21 protein-coding genes are annotated in these 22,176 nt (G+C 63.3%); 6 read left to right on the forward strand and 15 right to left on the reverse strand.

The window, feature by feature from the left end; all coding sequences use genetic code 11:
• Positions 1 to 19: 19 nt before the first annotated feature.
• Complete coding sequence (locus tag C4K39_RS25050) at positions 20 to 883, reverse strand: LysR family transcriptional regulator (RefSeq protein ID WP_068587281.1); 864 nt, start codon at positions 881 to 883, stop codon at positions 20 to 22.
• Positions 884 to 1,218: 335 nt separating this feature from the next.
• Between C4K39_RS25050 and C4K39_RS25055 the strand changes: the two genes are divergently transcribed.
• The 3 genes from C4K39_RS25055 to C4K39_RS25065 are packed head-to-tail and all read left to right on the forward strand — an operon-like array spanning position 1,219 to position 4,056.
• Positions 1,219 to 1,629, forward strand: coding sequence for a GtrA family protein (locus tag C4K39_RS25055; protein ID WP_068575879.1), 411 nt, complete (start codon positions 1,219 to 1,221; stop codon positions 1,627 to 1,629).
• Positions 1,616 to 2,608: a glycosyltransferase family 2 protein gene (locus C4K39_RS25060; protein ID WP_068575880.1), complete on the forward strand. Its 993-nt coding sequence runs from the start codon at positions 1,616 to 1,618 to the stop codon at positions 2,606 to 2,608. The genes C4K39_RS25055 and C4K39_RS25060 overlap by 14 nt, the downstream gene beginning before the upstream one ends.
• Entirely contained in the window at positions 2,605 to 4,056 is a 1,452-nt protein-coding gene (locus C4K39_RS25065; protein ID WP_124347685.1) for an ArnT family glycosyltransferase, read from the forward strand. Before C4K39_RS25060 ends, C4K39_RS25065 begins: the two co-directional genes overlap by 4 nt.
• Here C4K39_RS25065 and astA read toward each other — a convergent pair.
• The 7 genes from astA to C4K39_RS25100 all read right to left on the reverse strand — a co-directional run bounded on the left by astA (position 4,016) and on the right by C4K39_RS25100 (position 9,724).
• Positions 4,016 to 5,050 (reverse strand): arginine N-succinyltransferase, encoded by a 1,035-nt coding sequence (gene astA, locus C4K39_RS25070; protein ID WP_124347686.1) that lies wholly within the window; start codon positions 5,048 to 5,050, stop codon positions 4,016 to 4,018. The two genes, C4K39_RS25065 and astA, sit on opposite strands and share 41 nt — an antisense overlap.
• On the reverse strand, positions 5,047 to 5,985 hold the full coding sequence (gene ctlX, locus C4K39_RS25075) for a citrulline utilization hydrolase CtlX (RefSeq protein WP_068575884.1): 939 nt from the start codon (positions 5,983 to 5,985) through the stop codon (positions 5,047 to 5,049). The genes astA and ctlX overlap by 4 nt, the downstream gene beginning before the upstream one ends.
• 139 nt (positions 5,986 to 6,124) lie before the next feature.
• On the reverse strand, positions 6,125 to 6,604 hold the full coding sequence (locus C4K39_RS25080; protein WP_124347687.1) for an Lrp/AsnC family transcriptional regulator: 480 nt from the start codon (positions 6,602 to 6,604) through the stop codon (positions 6,125 to 6,127).
• A 12-nt stretch (positions 6,605 to 6,616) separates the two neighbouring features.
• On the reverse strand, positions 6,617 to 7,378 hold the full coding sequence (locus C4K39_RS25085; protein ID WP_068575888.1) for an ABC transporter ATP-binding protein: 762 nt from the start codon (positions 7,376 to 7,378) through the stop codon (positions 6,617 to 6,619).
• A gap of 61 nt (positions 7,379 to 7,439) precedes the next feature.
• A complete protein-coding gene (locus C4K39_RS25090; protein WP_068575890.1) occupies positions 7,440 to 8,150 on the reverse strand; it encodes an ABC transporter permease in 711 nt (236 codons plus the stop codon).
• Entirely contained in the window at positions 8,147 to 8,872 is a 726-nt protein-coding gene (locus C4K39_RS25095) for an ABC transporter permease (protein ID WP_068575892.1), read from the reverse strand. The genes C4K39_RS25090 and C4K39_RS25095 overlap by 4 nt, the downstream gene beginning before the upstream one ends.
• Before the next feature lie 72 nt (positions 8,873 to 8,944).
• A complete protein-coding gene (locus tag C4K39_RS25100; protein WP_068575894.1) occupies positions 8,945 to 9,724 on the reverse strand; it encodes a transporter substrate-binding domain-containing protein in 780 nt (259 codons plus the stop codon).
• Between the two features lie 459 nt (positions 9,725 to 10,183).
• Here C4K39_RS25100 and C4K39_RS25105 point away from each other — a divergent pair, with 459 nt between their 5' ends.
• Positions 10,184 to 11,290, forward strand: a complete 1,107-nt coding sequence (locus C4K39_RS25105; protein ID WP_068575896.1) for an enoyl-CoA hydratase/isomerase family protein — start codon at positions 10,184 to 10,186, stop codon at positions 11,288 to 11,290.
• 4 nt (positions 11,291 to 11,294) lie between these two features.
• Complete coding sequence (locus C4K39_RS25110; RefSeq protein ID WP_124347688.1) at positions 11,295 to 12,446, forward strand: acyl-CoA dehydrogenase family protein; 1,152 nt, start codon at positions 11,295 to 11,297, stop codon at positions 12,444 to 12,446.
• A 140-nt stretch (positions 12,447 to 12,586) separates the two neighbouring features.
• On the opposite strand, the gene C4K39_RS25115 is transcribed toward C4K39_RS25110, so the two are convergent.
• The 6 genes from C4K39_RS25115 to C4K39_RS25140 form a co-directional block, all read right to left on the reverse strand.
• Positions 12,587 to 13,360: an enoyl-CoA hydratase gene (locus C4K39_RS25115; protein ID WP_068575900.1), complete on the reverse strand. Its 774-nt coding sequence runs from the start codon at positions 13,358 to 13,360 to the stop codon at positions 12,587 to 12,589.
• A gap of 20 nt (positions 13,361 to 13,380) precedes the next feature.
• Positions 13,381 to 14,508 (reverse strand): acyl-CoA dehydrogenase, encoded by a 1,128-nt coding sequence (locus C4K39_RS25120; RefSeq protein ID WP_068575902.1) that lies wholly within the window; start codon positions 14,506 to 14,508, stop codon positions 13,381 to 13,383.
• 12 nt (positions 14,509 to 14,520) lie between these two features.
• Complete coding sequence (locus C4K39_RS25125) at positions 14,521 to 15,711, reverse strand: acetyl-CoA C-acyltransferase (RefSeq protein WP_068575904.1); 1,191 nt, start codon at positions 15,709 to 15,711, stop codon at positions 14,521 to 14,523.
• 12 nt (positions 15,712 to 15,723) lie between these two features.
• Positions 15,724 to 16,485: an SDR family NAD(P)-dependent oxidoreductase gene (locus tag C4K39_RS25130; protein WP_068575906.1), complete on the reverse strand. Its 762-nt coding sequence runs from the start codon at positions 16,483 to 16,485 to the stop codon at positions 15,724 to 15,726.
• A gap of 14 nt (positions 16,486 to 16,499) precedes the next feature.
• Entirely contained in the window at positions 16,500 to 18,164 is a 1,665-nt protein-coding gene (locus C4K39_RS25135; RefSeq protein ID WP_068575908.1) for an AMP-binding protein, read from the reverse strand.
• A gap of 120 nt (positions 18,165 to 18,284) precedes the next feature.
• Complete coding sequence (locus C4K39_RS25140) at positions 18,285 to 19,301, reverse strand: AraC family transcriptional regulator (protein ID WP_124347689.1); 1,017 nt, start codon at positions 19,299 to 19,301, stop codon at positions 18,285 to 18,287.
• A 249-nt stretch (positions 19,302 to 19,550) separates the two neighbouring features.
• On the opposite strand from C4K39_RS25140, the gene C4K39_RS25145 reads away from it, so the two are divergent.
• On the forward strand, positions 19,551 to 20,489 hold the full coding sequence (locus tag C4K39_RS25145) for a carbohydrate kinase family protein (protein ID WP_124348394.1): 939 nt from the start codon (positions 19,551 to 19,553) through the stop codon (positions 20,487 to 20,489).
• 120 nt (positions 20,490 to 20,609) lie between these two features.
• Here C4K39_RS25145 and C4K39_RS25150 read toward each other — a convergent pair whose 3' ends face one another.
• Positions 20,610 to 21,911, reverse strand: coding sequence for an OprD family porin (locus C4K39_RS25150; protein WP_124347690.1), 1,302 nt, complete (start codon positions 21,909 to 21,911; stop codon positions 20,610 to 20,612).
• Positions 21,912 to 22,176: the final 265 nt, after the last annotated feature.

Raw genomic sequence — 22,176 nt, forward strand, 5'->3', positions numbered from 1 at the left:
GCCGGCTGCCATGTTGCGCTCAGACCATCGGCGACCAGCGCTGGGACCAGTCGTTATCTCTCTGGATGACCTCGCGCAAGACATCGAAAGCCTGTTGCAGCGGCTCCGAATCCCGCTCCCGGGCATAGAGTAGATAGGTCGGGAAGCTGAACTCCGGGGCCTTTTCCACTCGTTCCAATACACCACTGTCCAGGTAGCTCTGCACCACCCGGGTACGGAAGTAGCCACTGCCACCGGCATCGAGGATGAACTGCAGCGCCAGCGGCCCCAGGTTGAAACCCACCGCGGCCTTGGCCTGCTCCGGCAAGGCGGCATCGTGCTGGCGCCGGAAGTCCTCGCCCCAATCGATATAGACATAGGGCTGTGGACGGCCAGCCAGGCGCACCTGGATCAGTTTTTCCTCAAGCATTTGCTCCACTTGCAGGCCCGGCGAGTACAGCGGTTGGAACACCAGCGCCGCATCCAGCACGCCCAGTTCCAACTGCCGTTGCAAGCTCGCGCCGTCGCCGATCTGGGTGCGCACCGCATGGTTGGGCAGCGCCTGGCGCAGGCGGCGCACCCAGTTGAGCATCAGCGGATTGCACAGGCTCAACTCACCACCGATGTGCAGCACATTGCGATAGCCAGCCAGCAATGGCAGGTCGCGCTGGGCCGCTTCCCAGGTCTGTACCAGCTGGTTGGCGTAGGCAATGAAGGCCTCGCCATCGGCCGTGGGCCTGGCACCGGCACGGTTGCGTACCAGCAGCTTGCAGTTGAGCTGGCCTTCCAGGTTCTGCACCCGGGCGCTGATGGCGGTTTGGGTCAGGTGCAGGCGTTCGGCGGCGGCAATCAGGCTGCCGCTGCGGACGATCTCCAGGAAGGTGCGGGCCAGATCGATATCCATAGTGCCTCTGTAGCGTCGAAGTCGAGCGCCATTGTAACGGCCCGTCTCTTTTGAACCAGTGGTGCAAATGACCGGTGCCTCGCCCATCGCCCATCGCCTGTACATGGCCATGGCTGACGGCAAACTAACAAATACGCCATTCTATTGTAATCCAACTAACAACTTAACTAAGCAAAGCCACGACGCAGCCGGCCCCGGGTAATTAATTACAACTTTGTCAGTTACTTGGTGAAATATTACACACCACGCGACAAACGAAATTTTCACAAAACACCCACTGATTACCGACATTATTTTCCCAAGAATCAATCAGCCTTAAACGCTTGGGTTCATTCATGTCGCGACTATCGATAAGTTCATCAGGCCACCCATTAAAACAACTTTTCCGTTATCTACTGGTGGGAGGTGTTGCCACCCTGAGTCATTACATATTGTTCCTACTGTTGCTCGGCCCCTTGCCAGCCTTACTCGCCAGCCTACTCGGTGCCGCCCTCGGCACCTGGGTCGCCTACCTGGGCAACAAGCGTTGGACCTTCCCACCAGTCGGCACTACCAGGAACACCCAGGCCCTGCGCTTCTGCCTGGTGGCTGCCGGCTACAACCTCGGCAACGCCCTGCTGATGCTGTGCCTGCTGGCGCTCTACCCAGACTCTCCCTTGTCGATGCAAATGCTCAGCACGCTCTGCCTGACCTTGGGCAGCTATTGGATAAACCGAACCTGGACATTTAAAAATGAAGTTGCCTAGTTGCGTACCGATGGATAACCACTCGATTATCAGCATCATTGTCTGCTGTTATGACGAGGCCCACATACTGCCCGAGTTCCATCATCGCCTCATGCTGGTATTGAATGCGTTACCCGTGGCTTACGAAGTCGTGTATGTCAACGATGGCAGCCAGGATGGAAGTGACCAACTACTGGAACAATTCTGTCGTGCGCCCAAGGTGCGCTGCCTCAATTTGAGCCGTAACTTCGGCAAGGAGTCGGCGATGTCGGCAGGCATCGATCATGCAATGGGGGACGCGGTACTGTTTATCGATGCCGATCTGCAGGACCCGCCGGAGCTGATTCCCGCCATGGTCCGCCACTGGCTGGCCGGCTACGACATCGTCAACATGCAACGCAGCGACCGGCGCAGCGATACCGCCGGCAAGCGTTTGAGCGCACAGCTCTACTACAAGTTGATGAACCTGCTGGTGGACAAGTACCCGGTACCACCGGATGTCAGCGATTTCCGCCTGATCGGTACCGCTCCCCTGAATGCCCTGCGCAACATGCCGGAGCGGGCCACCCTGATGAAAGGCCTGGTCAATTGGCTGGGCTTCAGGACCATCGAAATTCCCTACCAACGGGCCCGGCGCAAGGCCGGTGAGTCGAAATGGAGCCCCATGGCCCTGGTGGACCTGGCCATGGAGGGTGTGCTGGCGTTCTCACGCAAGCCGCTGCGCTGGTTCAGCGTATTGAGCCTGGCAACGCTGCTGTTGACCGGTACTTACCTGATGCACCAATGGTTCGTCGACGCCTTCAGCGTGGATCACCTGATCCTCGGTGCCCTGGCCCTGGTCCTGGTGGGCGTTGCCATGGTGGGCGAATACATCGGCGCCGCACTGGTCGAGGTCAAGCGTCGCCCGCTGTACTTCCTGCGTAGCACCTTTGGCGGGTTTTCCCGCCAGTTGCAGGCGCCTCCTGCGCTTGAGTCCGACGAGCAAGAGCGGATCCGATGAACGCCCTTCCAACCCGCACCCTGTGGTGGTTGCTGCTGGGCATCCTCGGCCTGCGCCTGGCAAGCCTGGGGCTCTATCCACTGATGGACACCTCCGAGGCACGCTACGGCGAGATGGCGCGCAAGATGCTCGAGCTGGGCGATTGGGTGACGCCGATGTTCGACTACGGTGTGCCCTTCTGGGGCAAGCCGCCGTTGGCGTTCTGGAGCCAGGCCCTGGCCATGCAGGTCCTGGGGATCAGCGAATTCGCCGTGCGCCTGCCGGCCTGGCTGTTTCATGTAGCCAGTTGCCTGATCCTGATCCGCTTCGCCCGCGAGGAGTACGACGAGCGCAGTGGCCTGTTGGCGGCGATCCTGTTCTCCAGTTCAAGCCTGGGCCTGTTGGCGGCGGGCGTGGTGCTGACCGACCCGGCCCTGAGCTTTTCCCTCCTGCTGGCCTGCTACGGCTTCTGGCGCGGCTGCGTGCATGCCGACCGCGGCTGGGCCTTGGCGGGTTTCTTCGGCCTGGGCCTCGGGCTACTGGCCAAAGGTCCGCTGGTTCTGGTTCTGGTCGGTGCCCAGGCAGGCTTGTGGACGCTGTTCAATAGGCAGTGGCGGGCCCTCTATCGCCTGCCCTGGGCGAGCGGCGTGGGCCTGATGCTATTAGTTGCACTGCCCTGGTACCTCCTGGCCGAGTCGCGCAGCCCTGGCTTTCTCGACTACTTCCTGGTGGGCGAACACTGGAAGCGTTATGTGGTCAGCGACTGGGCTGGCGACCTGTACGGCAGCGCCCACGAACGGCCCTTCGCCAGCATCTGGCTGGAACTGTTGATGGCGCTGTTGCCCTGGAGCCTATTGCTGCCGCTGCTGTACCGGCTCTACCGGACACCTGCGGGGGTCGACCGCCGCCTGAGCTTCATCACCTTGTGGGCGCTGGTTACACCGCTGTTCTTTACCTTTTCGGGCAACATCCTCTGGACCTATGTACTGCCTGCCCTGCCCGCCTGGTGCCTGTTGTTGGCCCTGGCCCTGCAAGCACTGCCGCAACGCAGCAGCAGGAGCGCACCGTACCTGTTGCTGGTGCTGTCGTTGCTGCTGCCGCTGGGCCTGCTGTTCACCGTAAACAACGGCGCCGCCCTGCAACGACCGCAGAACCAGCAAGCCCTGGCCAGGGCCTGGAACGACCTGCAAGCGACCCAGCCCGGGCCGCTCTACTACTGGGGACGCCGCTCCTATTCCGCTGAGTTCTACAGCGCGGGGCAAGCACGCCGGGTCAAGGCCCTGGAACAATTGCCCACTGACCGGGCGTTCTACCTGGCGCGGCGGATGAAGGACCTTGACCAGGAGCGCGAGCAATTGCCGACCCTGGGCTGCGTGGAGCAACTGCGGGCCAGCCAGAGCCTGTTGTTCTGGTGCACCGGGCAATCCATCAGGCCGCCGAACGCTGCCGCAGCGGTACCGCCAGGCTGACCGCCCGCACCGAGGCCCCGGCTCCCAGGCCCAGCGCCCGGGCACTGGCGGCATCGACAATCAGCGTGCCAGCTGCGACCCGGGCTGGAGCCGCGGTGATCCGGCAGGTGGCGAACTGGCGGTTATGGATCAGGTATGGCTCGGCCTGCTCGCCAGGGGTGCCAATGCTCAGTTGCAGGACCTGGCTGTCGCGTACGGCGCGAATATCGCCGGTCGCACATTCGATCAGCGGGCCACCGTCGAAGATATCGATGTAGTCCTTGAAGCCGAATCCTTCGGCCTTGAGCATGCCCAGGGCCGGTTCGGTATTGGGGTGGACCCGGCCGATCACCGCGCGGGCGGCTTCGGGCAGCAGGCAGGTGGGCAATGGGAACTTGGGCATCAGTTCGGCAATGAAGGTCTTGTTACCCAGGCCGGTGAGATGATCGGCGGCGGCAAAGTCCATCTTGAAGAAATGCCGGCCCAAGCCTTCCCAGAACGGCGAAACCCCGGCCTCATCGGAGTAGCCACGCATCTCGGCGATCACCTTTTCGCCAAAGCATTGGCGGAACTCGGCCAGGAACAGGAACCGCGCCTTGGACAGCAGGCGGCCATTGAGGCCGCTGCGATGATCGGCGTGCAGGAACAATGAACACAATTCCGAATGCCCGGTCATGTCGTTCCCCAGGAACAGGGTCGGTAGTTGCTGGTTGATGCCCAGGTTCCTGGAGGCCGCGACGAACAAGCCCAGCCGGTAGTTGTACCAGGGCTCGCGCAGGCCCACGGCCCCGGCCAGGGCGCAAATGCCCACGGCTTCGCCCTGCTCGCTCTGCAGCACGAACAGGTAGTCGGCATCGGCCCGCTCGGCTTTGCCGGCAAAGGTCTTCTGCGCCCACTCCAGGCGCTGGCGCAAGCGCGTGGCGTCGGCGGGCAAGGTGGTCAGGCCGGCACCGGCGCTATGGGCCAAATCCAGCAGGGCTGGCAAGTCGGCCAGGTTGGCAGGACGGACGATCATCGTGATTGCTCCCTCTGGGGTTGACGTTCAGGCAGGTAGATTTCCGCCAGCATGCAGCGGGCACTGCCGCCGCCGATGCGTTCAATGGTGTCGATGTTCACCGGCAGGGGCTGGACGTGGCGTTCGATCAACCGACGCTGCTGCAAGTCCAGCGAGCGCCAGGCCGTACGCGACATCACCAGCAATGGCTCACCGGCGCTGTTGTGCACTTCCAGCATATTGCCGGCGAAGGATTCCAGTTGGGCCCAGGTCAAGGGCAGCACCTGTTTGCCGCTGTCTTGCAGGCTGCGCTGCAAGCTCGCCCGTTGTTCCGGGTCATCCACCGCCAGCAGGCAGGCCACGGCCAATTGGCTGCCGACGCTCATCATCACGTTGGTGTGATAGATCGGTACGCCCTGGCGATCGCGGGCATGGAACCCACAGAGCTGGTAGTCCAGCAGCTCGGCCAACTGCTCCAGGGCCCGGGCATGGGTGCGACTGGAGTAGCCGGCGTAGCAGATGCGCCGCTGGCGGTCCAGGACCATGCTGCCGGTGCCCTCGAGGAAGATGTCCTGCTGCTCCAGGGGGCTCAGGTCGAGGGTTCGTGTCACCTGGTATTGCTCATGCAAGTGGGCCAGTACGCCTTTGTAGCGCTCCAGGCGGCGGTTGCGTCCCTGCATCGGGTACAGCACCAGGGTGCCGTCCGGGTGGCTGCTCCAGCAGTTGTTGGGAAAGATCGAATCCGGGGTGTGAGGCACTGCGCTGTCTTCATGCACCAGTACCTTCACCCCCTGTTCGCGCAAGCAGGCGACATAACCATCGAACTCCAGCAGGGCCTTGGCCTGGACATCTTCGGCGGCCAGGGCGGGTCGCTGGAAACTGTTGTTGCTCGCCGTATCCTGGTTGAACGAGAAACACGAGGGACGGATCATCAAAACACTATGGGTGGTCTGCATGGGCACGCAATCAGTGAGAGTCGGGAGGTACCCATTGTGGTTTTGTACGCGGGCAAAACCCGGCTGATCCGAAGGCTTGCACAGTAGAAAATGGCTGAATGGACCCCAGACTCCAGCCGATTCCGCACAAGCCGGAGCGTCACTCCATGCCGGTCTTGACCATTGCCAGTTCCGGATGGCTGACCAGCTTGTCGATGTGCAGGTCCGGGTCGTCGAACCAGACCTCGGTCAGCACCCGGTAGTGCTCCATGTCACGGCAACGCATGCGCAGGCTGTAATCGAAAGCGCCGCTGATCAAGCGGCACTCCAGCACCTGGGGGCAGCCCCGGACCTTGGCCTCGAAGGCTTTTTGCGCCGCTCGCCCACTCTGGTTGGAGAGCGCTACCAACACCAGCAGCGACAATCCCGGGGTCAGTTTTTTCTCGTCGAGGATCGCCCCGTACCCGCGAATCACCCCCAATTGTTCCAGCTTGCGCACCCGCTCCAGGCACGGCCTGGGCGTGAGGTGCACGCGCTCGGAGAGTTTCTGATAGGTGATGCGCCCTTCATGGCGCAGCACTTCGATAATGGCCTGGTCGATACGATCAAGCACGATCGCCAGGTCGCGGATGTCCGCCATGGATGTTCTCCCTCACTTCAAACGGCCGGATAAAAACTGCTGCAAACGTTCACTCTGTGGCTGGTCGAGGATCGCGGCGCTGCCCTGCTCCTCTACCTTGCCTTGATGCAAGAACAACACCTGGCTCGACACCTGCCGGGCGAATCCCATTTCATGGGTCACCATGAGCATGGTCCGCCCCTCCTCGGCCAAGGCCTGGATCACCTTGAGCACCTCGCCGACCAGTTCCGGGTCCAGCGCCGAGGTCGGTTCGTCGAACAGCAGGATCTGCGGCTCCACTGCCAGCGCGCGGGCGATGGCCACCCGTTGCTGCTGGCCCCCGGAGAGAAACGCCGGGTACTGCTCGGCCACTCGCTGGGCCAGGCCGACCTTGTCCAGATACGCCCGGGCGCTGGCCTCGGCCTCCTTGCGGCTGCTGCCCAGCACCCGGCAGGGTGCCAGCATGATGTTCTCCAGCACGCTCAGGTGGCTCCACAGGTTGAAGTGCTGGAACACCATGGCCAGGCGAGTACGCAGGCGTTGCAATTGCGCCGGGTCGGCCACCTGCATGCCGCCGGGGGCATCCCGGGTGACGATGGTCTCGCCATCCAGGGCAAAGGCACCGGCGTCGGCACGCTCCAGGAAGTTGATACAGCGCAGCATGGTGCTCTTGCCCGAGCCACTGGCGCCGATCATGCTCACCACATCACCAGCCCGAGCTTTCAACGAGACGCCCTTGAGCACCTCGTTGTCACCAAAACGCTTGTAGAGATTTTCAACGGTCAATTTGTACATCTAGGGCTCCTGGAGCATCAGCCGCAGGCGACGCTCTGGATCAAGGGATAGACGAATGGGCTCAGTGGGCCGGGCCGAGAAAACCCAGCCAGCGGCGTTCTGCCAGGCGGAAGGCGCCGACCAGGGCGAACGACAACCCCAGGTACAGCAGCCCGGCGATGCCGAATGCCTGGAAGGTCAAGAACGTCGCGGCATTGGCATCGCGCGCCACCTTGAGGATGTCCGGGATGGTGGCGGTGAACGCCACTGAGGTGGCATGCAGCATCAGGATCACTTCGTTGCTGTAGTACGGCAGCGCCCGGCGCAGGGCCGACGGAAGGATCAGCCGCCAGTACAGCCGCCAGCCGCTGAGCCCATAGGCGTGGGCGGCCTCGATCTCGCCATAGGGAATGCTGCGGATGGCCCCGGCGAAGATCTCCACCGTGTAGGCGCAGGTATTGAGGGTGAAGGCCAGCAAGGTGCAATTCATGGCATCGCGGAAAAAAGCTTCCAGCAATGGCTGCTCGCGGATCGCCGCCACGCCGTAGAGGCCGCTGTAGCAGATCAGTAGCTGGATATACAACGGCGTGCCGCGAAACACATAGGTGAACAGTTGCACCGGCCAGCGCAGCAATGCCCAGTGGCTGGTCCGCAGGATCGCCAGGGGCAGCGACAGGACGAAACCCATCGCCAGGCTCGCCACCAGTAGCCACAAGGTCATGGCCAGGCCGGTCAGGCTCTCGCCGTCGCTGAAAAGAAACGCACGCCAGTATTCCTGGATCAGTTCGATCATCGCGACAGCCCTCGCACACCCTGGTTATAGCGACGCTCCAACAGGCGCAGCAACTGGTTCGAGGCACTGGTGATCAGCAGGTACAAGGCCGCGGCCAGCAGCAGGAAATCCAGCAGGTTGAACGTGCTCTTGCCGGCCTCCTGGGCCACCTTGACCAGGTCCGCCAGGCCGATGATCGAGACCAGCGCAGTGGCCTTGAGCAGCACCAGCCAGTTATTGCCCAGGCTGGGCAAGGCAAAGCGCATCATCTGTGGGAAGACCACGAAGCGAAAGCGTTGCCAGCGACTCAGGCCAAAGGCCGCAGCCGCCTCCTGCTGGCCCCGGGGCACGCTGACCATCGCCCCGCGAAAGGTCTCGGTGAAATAGGCGCCGTAGATGAATCCCAGGGTGATGATTCCTGCCACGAACGGGTCGATCTCCATGTAGGGCCACTCCAGCCACTCGGTCAGGGCGGTGAGCCAGCCCTGCAGGCTGTAGAAGATCAACAACATCAGGACCAGGTCCGGCACCCCGCGAATCAACGTGGTGTAGCAGGTGGCCGGCAGGTTCAGCAGGCGCAGTGGAGACAACTTGGCCGCCGCGCCCGCAAGCCCGAGGAGCATGCTGACCAGCAATGCCAGCAGCGAGAGTTTCAGGGTCGTCCAGGTACCGTGCAGCAACAGCGGTCCGTAGCCTTGCAAGACCGTCGGGTCCAGGCCAATCAGAGACAGTAGGGTATTCACGCCAGTCACCTTGCGCTCGCCATGGCTCGGCCTGGAACCGACTGTTGCAGTCCCGGGCCGGACCTTGGGAGATCAGTTGTTGTAGAGGTCGAGGTCGCCGAAATACTTGCGCTGGATCTGGGCGTAGATGCCCTTCTCGTGCAGCGCCTGGATCGCGCCATTGAGCATGGCCTTGAGCTCGTCCTGATCCTTGCGCAAGCCAATGGCGATCTGCGAAGGCACCAGCGGGTCGCTGATTCCCACGCTATTTTCGAAGTCCGCGCCCTGGGGCGAGGCGAGGAAACTCATCTGCGCCTGCAACTTGTCCTGGATCGAGGCGTCAAGGCGCCCGTAGACCAGGTCGGCGTACACCTGGTCCTGATTCTGGTAGGCACGCAGCTTGACCCCCGCCGGCCCGAGCCGGGCCTTGGCGTAGGTCTCCTGGACGGTGCCTTGCATGTAGCCCAGGGTCTTGCCCTTCAACGACTCGCCGGTGGGTTCCAGCCCCGAGCCCTTGCGCGTGACGATGGCCGTGGGGCCGGCATAGAGCCGGTCGCTGAAGTCGATCTGCTTGCGCCGCGCGTCGGTCACGGTCATCGACGACTCGATGGCGTCGAACTTGCCTGCCTTGAGCGCCGGGATCAGGCCATCGAAATCATTGCTGATCCATACGCACTTGAGCTTGAGTTCGGCGCAGATGGCATTGCCCAGATCGACACCGAAGCCCTGTACCCCGCCATCGGCGGTACTCGACTCGAAGGGTGGGTAGCTTGGGTTGACGCCAAAGCGCAGTTCCTTCCATTCCTTGGCGCTGGCGCCCAGGCAGGTGCACGCGAGCGCCAGTAACGGCGCGGCCAGCCATTTCTTATTCATCTTCAGAGTCCCGGATTATTTGGATTTATAGCGGCCCGGCGTAAAACCGGGCCCCACTTGTGACAGGGGCAGAGAGTGTGTGCGGGGTCGCCGCAATCGGGTTCTTGGCGTTATCGCCGAGGCCTGGCGCACCGCGCCGGGTTCGTCCTGGTCGCCACGAGCTACGCTGCAACCGAGCGCCAGAATGCCAATAGCGAATGCCACGCAGGTGTCGTAACGGGCACCTGAAACAGCCGGGATCGGCTGATAACCGTCATTTCACAGCCGATTCTGTCGCAGGCCTTCTAGCTCGGGGATCAGCACGCTTGAGGGGCTGGTGCCGGCGTTCACCCACCCATGCAAAAATGCACAGCCAACCTGCAGCTTTCACGGTTGAATTCGGCAAATTTGCACTGTTACGATCCGACGATGCTCGCGCGCGAGTTTCATATAAAGAACAATAAAAGCAGGGAGTTAGTGATGACTGCTCAGGTTCCATCCCAGACGGCACGGGACCTCGATACCCCTCAGGACGAGGTGCTGATCGAGGTACGCAATCATATCGGCCATCTGACCCTAAACCGCCCCGCCGGCCTCAACGCCATCACCCTGTCCATGGTGCGCACCTTGCAGCGCCAACTGGATGCCTGGGCCCTGGACCCGAAGATCCATGCCGTGGTCTTGCGCGGCGCGGGTGAAAAGGCCTTCTGCGCCGGTGGCGACATCCGCTCGTTGTACGACAGCTACAAGAATGCCGGCACCTTGCACGAAGCGTTCTTCGTCGAGGAATACGCCCTGGACCTGGCTATCCACCATTACCGCAAGCCGGTCCTGGCACTGATGGACGGCTTCGTCCTCGGTGGCGGCATGGGCCTGGTGCAAGGCGCCGACCTGCGGGTGGTCACCGAGCGCAGTCGCCTGGCGATGCCGGAAGTGGCCATCGGCTATTTCCCCGATGTCGGCGGCAGCTACTTCCTGTCGCGGGTTCCGGGTGAGCTGGGCACCTACCTCGGGGTCAGCGGCGTGCAGATCCGCGCGGCCGACGCGCTGTATTGCGGCCTGGCCGACTGGTACCTGGAAAGCGACAAGCTGGCGCTGCTGGACCAGCGCCTGGACCGCTTGCAATGGGGCCAGTCACCGCTCAAGGACCTGCAGGGCCTGCTGGCCAGGCTCGGGGTCCAGGCCCTGGCCGATGCGCCATTGCAGGCGCTGCGCCCGGCCATCGACCACTTCTTCGCCCAGCCAGACGTGCCCGGCATCGTCGAGCAATTGCGCAGCGTGACCGTGGCCGACAGCCATGAGTGGGCCCAGGCTACCGCCGACCTGCTGGAAACCCGCTCGCCCCTGGCCATGGCCGTGACCCTGGAGATGCTGCGCCAGGGCCGCCAACTGAGCCTGGAGCAGTGCTTCGCCCTGGAGCTGCACCTGGACCGGCAGTGGTTCGAACGCGGCGACCTGATGGAAGGCGTACGCGCCCTGATCATCGACAAAGACAAGACCCCGCACTGGAACCCACCGACCCTGGCGGCCCTCGAGGCCGAACGGGTGGCGAGCTTCTTCAGCGGTTTTGACGGCAGCGGGAGCTGAACTCATGCACGATATCGAACTGACCGAAGAACAAGTGATGATCCGCGACATGGCCCGGGACTTCGCCCGTGGCGAGATCGCGCCCCATGCCCAGGCCTGGGAAAAGGCCGGCTGGATCGACGACGCCCTGGTCCGCAAGATGGGTGAGCTGGGCCTGTTGGGCATGGTGGTTCCCGAGCAATGGGGCGGCAGCTACCTGGACTACGTGGCCTACGCCCTGGCCGTGGAAGAGATCGCCGCTGGCGACGGTGCCACCGGCGCCCTGATGAGCATCCACAACTCGGTGGGTTGCGGGCCGATCCTCAACTACGGCAGCGAAGAGCAGAAACAGGCCTGGCTGCCACGCCTGGCCAGTGGCGAAGCCATCGGCTGCTTCTGCCTGACCGAGCCCCAGGCCGGCTCCGAGGCCCACAACCTCAAGACCCGCGCCGAACTGCGCGACGGCCAGTGGGTGATCAACGGCGCCAAGCAGTTCGTCAGCAATGGCAAGCGGGCGCAGTTGGCCATCGTCTTCGCCGTGACCGATCCGGAGTTGGGCAAGAAAGGCCTGTCGGCGTTCCTGGTGCCCACCGACACCCCGGGTTTCATCGTCGACCGCACCGAACACAAGATGGGCATCCGCGCCTCCGATACCTGCGCCGTGACCCTCAACCAATGCAGCGTGCCGGCCGCCAACCTGCTGGGCGAACGGGGCAAGGGCCTGGCCATCGCCCTGTCCAACCTCGAGGGCGGGCGCATCGGCATCGCCGCCCAGGCCCTGGGGATCGCGCGGGCCGCCTTCGAAGCGTCCCTGGCCTATGCCCGCGATCGGGTGCAGTTCGGCAAACCGATCATCGAGCACCAGAGCATCGCCAACCTGTTGGCGGACATGCACACCCGGATCAACGCCGCGCGCCTGTTGATCCTGCACGCCGCCCGCTTGCGCAGCGCCGGCCAGCCCTGCCTGTCCGAAGCCTCCCAGGCCAAGCTGTTCGCCTCGGAGATGGCCGAGAAGGCCTGCTCCTCGGCCATGCAGATCCACGGCGGTTATGGCTACCTTGAGGACTACCCGGTGGAGCGCTACTACCGTGACGCAAGGATCACCCAGATCTACGAGGGCTCCAGCGAGATCCAGCGCATGCTGATCGCCCGTGAGTTGAAGCACTACCTGGTTTGATCGAGTAAAAGCATCGCGGGCAGCCGCGTCCTACAGGAACGTCATTTTCATGTAGGAGCGGGGCTTGCCCGCAATAGCCTTCTTGAAGACACAAAAAAATCGCAGCCCAGGCTGCGATTTTTTTATAGCCGCAAACCGCCTCAGCGATCCTTGAACTGCGGCTCGCGCTTGGCGATAAAGGCCGCCATGCCTTCCTTTTGGTCCTGGGTAGCGAAAGCGGCATGGAACACCCGGCGCTCGAAGCGCACGCCTTCGGACAGGCTGACCTCGAAGGCGCGGTTCACGCTTTCCTTGATCATCATGCTCACCGGTACCGACTTGCCGGCAATCAGTGCGGCGACCTTCAGGGCTTCGTCCACCAACTCGTCGGCCGGCACGATACGCGCGACGATGCCGCAACGCTCGGCCTCCACCGCATCGATGAAACGCCCGGTCAGGCACATTTCCATGGCCTTGGCCTTGCCCACGGCGCGGGTCAGGCGCTGGGTGCCGCCCATGCCCGGCAGCACGCCGAGGTTGATTTCCGGCTGACCGAACTTGGCATTGTCACCGGCCAGGATGAAGTCGCACATCAGCGCCAGTTCGCAACCGCCCCCCAAGGCAAAGCCGTTGACCGCGGCGATGATCGGCTTGCGCCGGTTGGCCACTCGGTCGCTGTCGCTGAACAGGTCGTCGAGATAGATCTGCGGATAGCTCAGCTCAGCCATTTCCTTGATGTCGGCGCCGGCAGCGAAGGCTTTCTTCGAGCCGGTGATGACGATGCAGCCGATTTGCGGGTCGGCTTCCAGGCGATCCAGGGCCTGGTTGATCTCACCGACGATCTGCGCGTTGAGCGCGTTCAAGGCTTGGGGGCGGTTAAGGGTGATCAGGCCGACCCGGTCCTTGATATCCAACAGAATGGTTTCGTAGCTCATGAATCAGCTCCTGCTAAAAGTCAGAGATTGCGCGAAATGACCATGCGCTGAATGTCGCTGGTGCCTTCATAGATCTGGCAGATCCGTACGTCACGGTAGATCCGCTCCAGCGGGAAGTCGCTCAAGTAGCCATAGCCGCCCAGGGTTTGCAAGGCCGCGGAACAGACCTTCTCGGCCATCTCCGAGGCGAACAGCTTGGCCATCGAGGCCTCGACCAGGGCCGGCTTGCCGCTGTCGCGCAGTGCTGCGGCGTATTGCACCATCTGCCGCGCCACGGCGATCTGGGTGGCCATGTCCGCCAGGCGGAAAGCCACGGCCTGGTGCTCGATGATCGGCTTGCCGAAAGTCTCGCGCTCACGGGCATAGTCGCGCGCCGCTTCGAATGCGGCCCGGGCCATGCCCACCGATTGCGAGGCAATGCCCACGCGGCCACCTTCGAGGTTGGCCAGGGCGATCTTGTAGCCCTCGCCCTCCTCGCCCAGGCGGTTGGCCACGGGCACCTTCACGTCCTCGAAGAGGATCTGGCAGGTATCGGAAGCATGCTGGCCGAGCTTGTCCTCGATCCGCGCGACCTTATAGCCCGGGGCGTCGGTGGGCACGATGAACGCGCTGATACCGCGCTTGCCCGCCGCCGGATCGGTGACCGCGAAAACGATCACCACCCCGGCGTTCTGCCCCGAGGTGATGAACTGCTTGCAGCCATTGAGCACATAGTGGTCGCCATCGCGGCGGGCCCGGGTCTTCAGGCTACTGGCATCGGAGCCGGCCTGGGGCTCGGTCAGGGCGAAGGCCCCGAGCATGCTGCCGCTGGCCAGGGGCTTGAGGAAACGTTCCTTTTGCTCATCGTTGCCAAACTTGAGGATCGGCACGCAACCCACCGAATTGTGCACGCTCATGATGGTGGAACAGGCGCCATCACCGGCGGCGATTTCCTCCAGGGCCATGGCATAGGCCTGGTAACCGGTGTCGCAACCGCCCCACTGCTCGGGCACCAGCATGCCGAAGAAGCCCAGTTCGGCCATCTCGGCAATGGCTTCCTTGGGAAAGCGATGCTCGCGATCCCAGTCGGCGGCAAAAGGCTTTAGGCGCTCCTGGGCAAATTGCCGGGCCGCGTCGCTGATCTGCAGTTGTTCGTCATTGGGCAACATCGCGATTCCTCGTTACAGGCATTCAACAGCCATGGCCGTGGCTTCGCCACCACCGATGCAGATCGCAGCCACGCCACGCTTGAGGCCTTTCTGGCGCAGGGCCGACAGCAGGGTCACCAGGATCCGCGCCCCCGAGGCGCCGATCGGATGGCCCAGGGCGCAGGCGCCGCCATGGACGTTGACCTTGTCATGGGGGATTTCCAGCTTGTTCATGGTCACCAGGCTGACCACGGCGAAGGCCTCGTTGATCTCGAACAGGTCCACGTCATCCAGGGACCAGCCGGTTTTCTTCATCAGGCGCTCGATAGCACCGACCGGAGCCACGGGAAACAGGCTCGGCGTATCGGCGAAGGCCGCATGGCCATGAATCACGGCCAGTGGCTTGAGCCCGCGCTTGGTGGCTTCGGAACGGCGCATCAGGACCAGCGCCGCGGCACCGTCGGAAATCGAACTGGAGTTGGCGGCCGTCACAGTGCCGCCTTCACGGAAGGCCGGCTTGAGACCGGCGATCTTGTCCAGCTTGGCCTTGGGGGGTTGCTCGTCGTCGCTGATCAGCCGGGTTTCCTTGCCGATCGTCACTTGTACGGGAACGATCTCATCCTTGAACAGGCCATCCTTGATCGCCTGCTGGGCTCGGGTCAGCGAGGCCACGGCAAAGGCATCCTGGGCTTCACGGGTCAGGCCGTTGGTCTCGGCGCAGTCCTCGGCGAAAGTCCCCATCAAGCGCCCCTTGTCGTAGGCATCTTCCAGGCCGTCGAGGAACATGTGGTCCAGCACCTTGCCATGGCCCATGCGGTAGCCGGCACGGGCGCGATCCAGGAGATAGGGCGCGTTGGACATGCTTTCCATGCCACCGGCGACGACCACTTCGGCGCTGCCGGCCAGCAGCGTGTCATGGGCCAGGATGGCCGCCTCCATGCCCGAACCGCACATTTTGTTCAGGGTGGTGCAACGGGTGCCCTTGTCCAGGCCGGCTCCCAGGGCCGCCTGGCGTGCAGGCGCCTGGCCGAGGCCGGCCGGCAGCACGCAGCCGAACAGCACTTCTTGCACCGCATCGCTGGCAATCCCGGCGCGCTGCACTGCGGCACGAATGGCTTGCGCTCCCAGTTGCGGGGCGCTGAGCCCTTTCAACTCGCCCTGGAAACCACCCATCGGGGTGCGGGCGGCACTGACAATGACAATCGGATCTTGGTTAATGGACATGATGCTGACTCCTTACTTGGCGGCCATGCGCAAGGCGCCGTCGAGACGGATCACCTCACCATTGAGCATGCTGTTTTCAATGATATGCCGCACCAGCGCGGCGTACTCGACGGGTTTGCCCAGGCGTGGCGGGAACGGTACGCCGGCGGCCAGGGAGGCCCGGACCTCATCGCTCATGCCAGCCATCATCGGCGTCTCGAAGATGCCTGGGGCAATGGTCATCACGCGGATGCCGAAACGTGCCAGCTCGCGGGCCACCGGCAGGGTCAGGCTGGCCACCGCGCCCTTGGAGGCGGCATAGGCGGCCTGGCCGATCTGCCCGTCGAAGGCCGCGATGGAGGCGGTGTTGATGATGACCCCACGCTCGCCATCGGCGTCGGCCTGGCCTTCGGCGATGGCCGCGGCCGCCAGGCGCATGAGGTTGAAGCTGCCGATCAGGTTGACGTTGATCACCTGGGCGAAGGTGGCCAGGGCATGGGGACCGTTCTTGCCGAGGATCTTCTCGCCGCGCACGATGCCCGCGCAGTTGACCAGGCCATCGAGCCCGCCAAAGGCCTTCACCGCCGCCTGGACTGCCGCTTCGGCAGCCGCCTCCTGGCTGATATCGGCGACCACGCTCTGGCAACCCAACTGTTGCGCCTTGGCCGCCACGGCCTCGGCGTTGAGATCCACCAGCATTACCTTGGCGCCGGCGGCTACCAGCATTTCAGCGCTGGCGGCACCAAGGCCCGACGCACCGCCACTGACGAGAAAAACCTTGTTCTGAATCTGCATCGTTCAAACCCTGTTCACGCGTTGACTGTTGCCGCCGCGGCCTCTTGAGCCTTGGCGATTTCCTGGTTGCGCAAGATAAAGCGCTGCAATTTGCCACTGGGGGTCTTGGGCAAGTCGCTGACAAACTCGATTTCCCTCGGGTAGGAATGGGCCGCCAGGCGCTTGCGCACATGCTGGCGCAGCTCCTCGGCCAATTCCGGAGTAGCGCGGTACTGCTCGCTGAGCACCACGAAGGCCTTGACCAGCTCGGTACGCTCCGGATCGGGCTTGCCCACCACCGCCGCCTCGATCACCGCCGGGTGCTCCACCAGGGCACTTTCCACGTCGAACGGACCGACCCGGTAGCCGGAGGTGGTAATCACGTCGTCGCTGCGCCCGACGAAGCTGATGCTGCCGTCCTGGTTCAACTCCACGGTATCGCCGCTCAGGTAGTAATCACCAACGAAGGCCTTGGTCGGTGCCCCGGCGTAACCGGCGAACCAGCACATCGGCGATTGCCGACGGTCGATAGCCAGGATTCCCGGCTGGCCGACACCCAGCTCGCGATATTCCTCGTCGAGCACCACGATGCGATGGCCCGGCGAGGCGAAACCGGCGGTGCCGACATGCACCGGGTGCTCAAGGCCATGGTGGTTGCACAGCACCATGCCCAGTTCGGTCTGGCCGTAGTGATCGTGGATCACCACCTCCAACTGCTCGGCAAACCAGCGGATGACCTCGGGGTTGAGCGGCTCGCCGGCGCTACTGACGATGCGCAGGCGGCCCTTGATCGAGCGGGCGAACTGATCGCCGCCGGCAATCAGCAAGCGGTAGGCGGTTGGCGACCCGGTGAGGTTGGTGATGCCGTATTTGTTGATCACCCGGCAAGTGCTTTCCAGGGTGAAGGGGCCATCGTAGAACGTGATCGGGTGACCCAGGCCCAACGGCCCGGTGACACCGAAGTAGATACCGTAGGCCCAGCCCGGATCGGCGACGTTCCAGAACGCGTCCTCGGGCCGCAGGTCCACGGCATCGCGGGTATAGCTCTGGAAGGCGACCATGGCCTTGAGCGGCACTTGCAGCGCCTTGGACGGGCCGGTAGTGCCCGAGGTGAACATCAGCAGGAAGGGATCTTCGCCACTGAGCAGCACAGGTTCGCAACGGGCCGGATACTGCTCCAGTTCGGCCCAGAAGCTGAAATCGCCCCGTACGATGCCCTGCCCCTTGGCACCCGCCACGGTGACTACCGTTGGGCACCCGGCAACCTCGGCGAGCTTGGGCCGGTTGATGGCGTCGGTGACCACCACCTTGGCAGCGGAACTGTTGACCCGGTGCTCGATGGCCTTGGGGCCGAAGGCCGTGAACAGGGGCTGGTACACCGCGCCGATGCGCCAGGTGGCCAGGACCGTGATCAATAACTCGACGTTGCGTGGCAAGAGGCCTGCGACCTTGTCGCCCTTGCCCACGCCCTGGGCCAGGAGGAAGTTGGCCAGGCGCCCGGCCTTGTCTTGCAGATCGGTGAAGGTGTAGCTGGCGCTGTTGCCGTCTCGCCCCTCCCAGAACAACGCGATGCGCCCAGGCAGAGCATGCCGGTCACAGCACTCGACACAAGCGTTGAGCGCCGACAGCGAGCCGGCCAGGGTGGCATCGACAGTGTGCTGGTAGTTGAAGTTTTCAGTGGCGGACAGGTAATCGCGCATTGCCAGAAGCCCTCGTTGTTTTTATTGGGGAACCTCATGAAAATCAGTGAAATACTGGCGCCAGAGCCTTGGCCGGACAATGGTCAAAGCTGTCAACCTGCGTGACCGGTTTGGCCAAGATCAGGCCGGGTCGTTGAGAATCAGGCTGCGATAGTGCCCGGGATTGAAGCCGGACCACTTGCGAAACGCCTTGTAGAACGAACTGGTATCGGCAAAGCCCAGGCGCTCGGCGATCTGCGCGAAGCTGATCTGCGGTTCCGCCAGCCAGACGATGGCCAGTTCCTTGCGCACGCTGTCCTTGAGCGCCTGGTAGCTCTGGCCCTCCTCGGCCAGGCGGCGGCGCAGGGTCGAGGCCGAAATGCACAGGCTCTGGGCCAGGCTTTCGCTTTCCGGCCACTGCTCTGCCGGTAGCTGGCGCAACTGCTGCTTGATCCGGCTGGCCAGGCTCTGCGGATCGCGGTACTTGACCAGGATGTTGGCCGGGGCCTGGGCCAGGAACCGCTTGAGCTCCTCCTTGCTGCGCTTGATGGGCAGGTCCAGGCAGTCGGCGGCAATGATCATCCGCGTGCGGGGTCGGTCAAAGCGCAGGTTGTCGGAGAACATCACCCGGTAGTCATCGCAGAACTCCGGCTGCGGGCAACGCAATTCGATGGCCAGGATCGGAATCCGCCGCCCTGCCAGCCAGCACGCCACGCCGTGAACGATCATCCAGTAGGTGAAATAGGTAAACGCCCGGCGCGGATGCTGCTCGTCCTCGGCCAGGACGATTTCCGCCAGGCTTTGCTGGCGTACCAGTTGCGCGCCCAGGTGTTCGAGCATCAGTGAAAGAAACTCCAGCACCGAATCCAGGCCTTGAGCCAGGGTCGGCTGGGCCATGGCCGAACGACAGAGAAACGCCAGGCTGCCGGACTTGAGCTTGCGCGGGTCCATGCCGAAGAACTCATCGTCCAGGCGCCGTGCCAGCAAGCGCCAGAGTCGCGCATAGGCGTTGGCCGGAACCCTCCCCGTACCTAACTGCACGTCGAGCGGATCGATGCCGACCTTGTGCAGCACTTCTTCGGTGGCCACGCCAGGCGCGCAGCTTTGCAACAAGGCTTCGCGCACCAGTTGCAGGGAGATGGTGTCTTTTTCCGACATCGTTACCAACGGTTTCCGGGACAAAGGAGGAGCTACGACGGCCATCTTAGGCAGTGACCGGGAAAAAGCCAGTGGACCTTGGGCTGATGTACCTGGCCATTGCATGGACGGCAATGGCGGATCGAAAACATCGCGGCGATCGCCTGCCATCACCGATATCATGCATGACCCGGCGCCCCGAGCCCGGCCCCTGCCAACCGCTGCGTGAGCGCCATCGACAGCATCTGGCCCCTTGAAGAGCGAATGACTATGTATCTGGTATGCGGTGAAGCGCTGTTCGATGTTTTTAGCGTGGACGAAGCCGGTGCTCCGGCCAATAAAGTGGCGTTCCAGGCGATTGCCGGTGGCTCGCCGTTCAATGTGGCGGTAGGCCTGCGCCGCCTGGGCATCGATGTGGCCCTGCTCGCCGGACTGTCCCGGGACTACCTGGGCCGGCGCTTGCGGCGGGTGCTGGAGGAGGAAGGCGTGGACACCCGCCACCTGCGCGAATTCACGGCCCCTACCACCCTGGCCATGGTGGCGGTGGGCAGCGATGGCTCGCCACACTACAGCTTTCGTGGCGAAGGCTGTGCCGACCGACAATTGCTGACAGAACATCTGCCGGAACTGGACGACCTGGTACGCGGGCTGCACGTGGGCTCGTTTGCCCTGGTGGTGCAACCGATCGCCGATACCCTGCTGGCCCTGGTGCGTCGCGAACGGGGGCGGCGTCTGATCAGCCTCGACCCCAATGTGCGACTCGGCCCGCAGCCGGATATCCAATTGTGGCGCCAACGCATCGATGAACTGGCCGGGCACGCCGACCTGATCAAGGTCAGCGATGAGGACCTGGAGCAGCTGTATCCCGGGCAGGCGCCCGAGACACTGATCCAGGGCTGGTTGCAAGGCAGTGCCAAGCTGGTGTTCCTGACCCGCGGCAGCCAGGGCGCGACGGTGTTCAGCCAGCACCACGGCCACTGGTCGGTCGCGACACCCCAAGTGCAGGTAGCCGACACCGTGGGCGCCGGCGATACCTTTCAGGCGGCGCTGATCGCCTGGTTGACCGAGCAGGGGCTGGACTCGCCCCTGAGTCTTGCGCAGCTGGGGCGCGAACAGATCGACGCCCTGCTGCGCTTCGCCGTCAACGCCGCAGCGCTGACCTGCACCCGCACCGGGCCGGACCTGCCCTACCGGCATCAACTGGTGTAATGCGCCGTGTAGCCGCTGCCGCGGGCTGCTTGCGACCGCGCAAGCGGGTCAAGACAAGGCCCTGCGGGCCTTCGCGCAGCCTCGCCACAGGCTCGACAGCGGCTACAGGGCAGCGCTGCGTCAGAAGATCGAGAAGTTGTAGCTGACGATCAGGCGGGTTTCGTCCATGTCGCGGGCGATCTTCTGGTAGTTGCTACGGTAGGTGGCGTTACGCAGGCGCAGGCTGACGTCCTTGAAGGCGCCGCTCTGCACCACGTACTTGAGTTCGCTGTCACGCTCCCATTCCCGACCTTCGCGCAGGCTGCCCGGGACCTTGATGTTGTCACCACTGACGTAGCGGGTCAGGAAGCTCAGGCCGTTGATGCCCACGGCCTTGAAGTCGTAGTCATAGCGCAGTTGCCAGGAACGCTCCTGGATCGCCGCGAAGTCGTTGACCTGTACATAGTTCACCAGGTACGGGTTGCTGCCATCCAGGTACGGCATCGAGTTCTCGCCGTACATGCGCTGCCAACCGGCGCTGAACACGTGCCCACCCAGGCCGTAGCTGAGCATGGTGCTCAGGGCCCGGTGGTCGATGCTACCGGCACGGGCACTGCCGCTGTCGTCGCTCTTGATCAGGCGCAGGTCACCCTTGAGCACGCCAGGCCCCAAGGGCTGGTTGGCCAGCAAGCCGATGAAGTGCTGGCGGTAGATGTCCTCCAGCTCGGCGTAATGGTATTGGCCACTAAGGCGGTCGCTGAACTTGTAGTCCACGCCATAGTTATCGAAATGATCCGCCGTGGTGTTGCAGGCATAGCGCTTGTTCTTGCAGTGCACGCGGATGTCCTGGGAGTCCGTGGAATCCCGGGCGGTGTAGCGATTCAGGCGCGCCGCCGTCAGGGTCAGGTCCTTGACCTCCTTGGAGGTCAGCACCGCACCGTTGAACATGGTGGGCAGCAGGCGGCCATCGTTGTACTTGAGCAGCGGCAGGTCCGGCAGTTGCGCACCGTATTTGAATACGGTCTGCGATACCCGCACCTTGGCGGTCAAGCCCAGCTTGGCGTACTGGTCGGCCGAGCCCCGCGGGTCATGCCCGCTGGATGGCAGCAGGCCGCTGTTGCTGCGGTCCGGGCTGGAGTCGAGCTTGAGCCCGAGCATGCCCAAGGCATCCAGGCCAAAACCTACGGTGCCTTCGGTATAGCCCGACTGCAGATTGAGAATGAAGCCCTGGGCGGATTCTTCACGCTTGGAGGCACCCTGGGCATTGCTGGTATGGCCGTCACGAAAGTCCCGATTGAAATAGACCGTGCGCGATTCGAGCTTGGCGCTGCTGTCCTCGATAAAGCCGGCGCCAGTGGCCAACGGTGTAAAACCCGCGCACAGGACAGCGGCTCCGAGGCCCAGGAGCGGGCACGGATTGAGTAAAGGAAAAGGGGGACGCATGAACAAGCTCCAGCAGAAAATCAGTGACGCGAGGCAGAAAAGACCCAGGAGAAATCCATCCGGCAAATTAAACATCACCGGTTGAATTGATTGAATCAATGAAGACCGGAAATGATGGCAGATCGCCCGCCTTTGCCCTACCCGACTTTAGTCTGACTCCAGCGCTCACGTTCGACACCTCCAGCCAGCATCGAGCTGATCAATTCCGAGACTTTTTCACTGCCCTGGAAAGCGCCTCGAAAAACTGTCTCATCGCTCAGAAACA

It is taken from the genome of Pseudomonas sessilinigenes (genome assembly GCF_003850565.1).
GTDB lineage: Bacteria > Pseudomonadota > Gammaproteobacteria > Pseudomonadales > Pseudomonadaceae > Aquipseudomonas > Aquipseudomonas sessilinigenes.

Bases quoted from the DNA above. Each gene is read 5' to 3' on its own strand.
- C4K39_RS25050 (WP_068587281.1), bottom strand. From the start codon at position 883: ATGGATATCGATCTGGCCCGCACCTTCCTGGAGATCGTCCGCAGCGGC.
- C4K39_RS25055 (WP_068575879.1), top strand. From the start codon at position 1,219: ATGTCGCGACTATCGATAAGTTCATCAGGCCACCCATTAAAACAACTT.
- C4K39_RS25060 (WP_068575880.1), top strand. From the start codon at position 1,616: ATGAAGTTGCCTAGTTGCGTACCGATGGATAACCACTCGATTATCAGC.
- C4K39_RS25065 (WP_124347685.1), top strand. From the start codon at position 2,605: ATGAACGCCCTTCCAACCCGCACCCTGTGGTGGTTGCTGCTGGGCATC.
- astA (WP_124347686.1), bottom strand. From the start codon at position 5,050: ATGATCGTCCGTCCTGCCAACCTGGCCGACTTGCCAGCCCTGCTGGAT.
- ctlX (WP_068575884.1), bottom strand. From the start codon at position 5,985: ATGCAGACCACCCATAGTGTTTTGATGATCCGTCCCTCGTGTTTCTCG.
- C4K39_RS25080 (WP_124347687.1), bottom strand. From the start codon at position 6,604: ATGGCGGACATCCGCGACCTGGCGATCGTGCTTGATCGTATCGACCAG.
- C4K39_RS25085 (WP_068575888.1), bottom strand. From the start codon at position 7,378: ATGTACAAATTGACCGTTGAAAATCTCTACAAGCGTTTTGGTGACAAC.
- C4K39_RS25090 (WP_068575890.1), bottom strand. From the start codon at position 8,150: ATGATCGAACTGATCCAGGAATACTGGCGTGCGTTTCTTTTCAGCGAC.
- C4K39_RS25100 (WP_068575894.1), bottom strand. From the start codon at position 9,724: ATGAATAAGAAATGGCTGGCCGCGCCGTTACTGGCGCTCGCGTGCACC.
- C4K39_RS25105 (WP_068575896.1), top strand. From the start codon at position 10,184: ATGACTGCTCAGGTTCCATCCCAGACGGCACGGGACCTCGATACCCCT.
- C4K39_RS25110 (WP_124347688.1), top strand. From the start codon at position 11,295: ATGCACGATATCGAACTGACCGAAGAACAAGTGATGATCCGCGACATG.
- C4K39_RS25115 (WP_068575900.1), bottom strand. From the start codon at position 13,360: ATGAGCTACGAAACCATTCTGTTGGATATCAAGGACCGGGTCGGCCTG.
- C4K39_RS25120 (WP_068575902.1), bottom strand. From the start codon at position 14,508: ATGTTGCCCAATGACGAACAACTGCAGATCAGCGACGCGGCCCGGCAA.
- C4K39_RS25125 (WP_068575904.1), bottom strand. From the start codon at position 15,711: ATGTCCATTAACCAAGATCCGATTGTCATTGTCAGTGCCGCCCGCACC.
- C4K39_RS25130 (WP_068575906.1), bottom strand. From the start codon at position 16,485: ATGCAGATTCAGAACAAGGTTTTTCTCGTCAGTGGCGGTGCGTCGGGC.
- C4K39_RS25135 (WP_068575908.1), bottom strand. From the start codon at position 18,164: ATGCGCGATTACCTGTCCGCCACTGAAAACTTCAACTACCAGCACACT.
- C4K39_RS25140 (WP_124347689.1), bottom strand. From the start codon at position 19,301: ATGTCGGAAAAAGACACCATCTCCCTGCAACTGGTGCGCGAAGCCTTG.
- C4K39_RS25145 (WP_124348394.1), top strand. From the start codon at position 19,551: ATGTATCTGGTATGCGGTGAAGCGCTGTTCGATGTTTTTAGCGTGGAC.
- C4K39_RS25150 (WP_124347690.1), bottom strand. From the start codon at position 21,911: ATGCGTCCCCCTTTTCCTTTACTCAATCCGTGCCCGCTCCTGGGCCTC.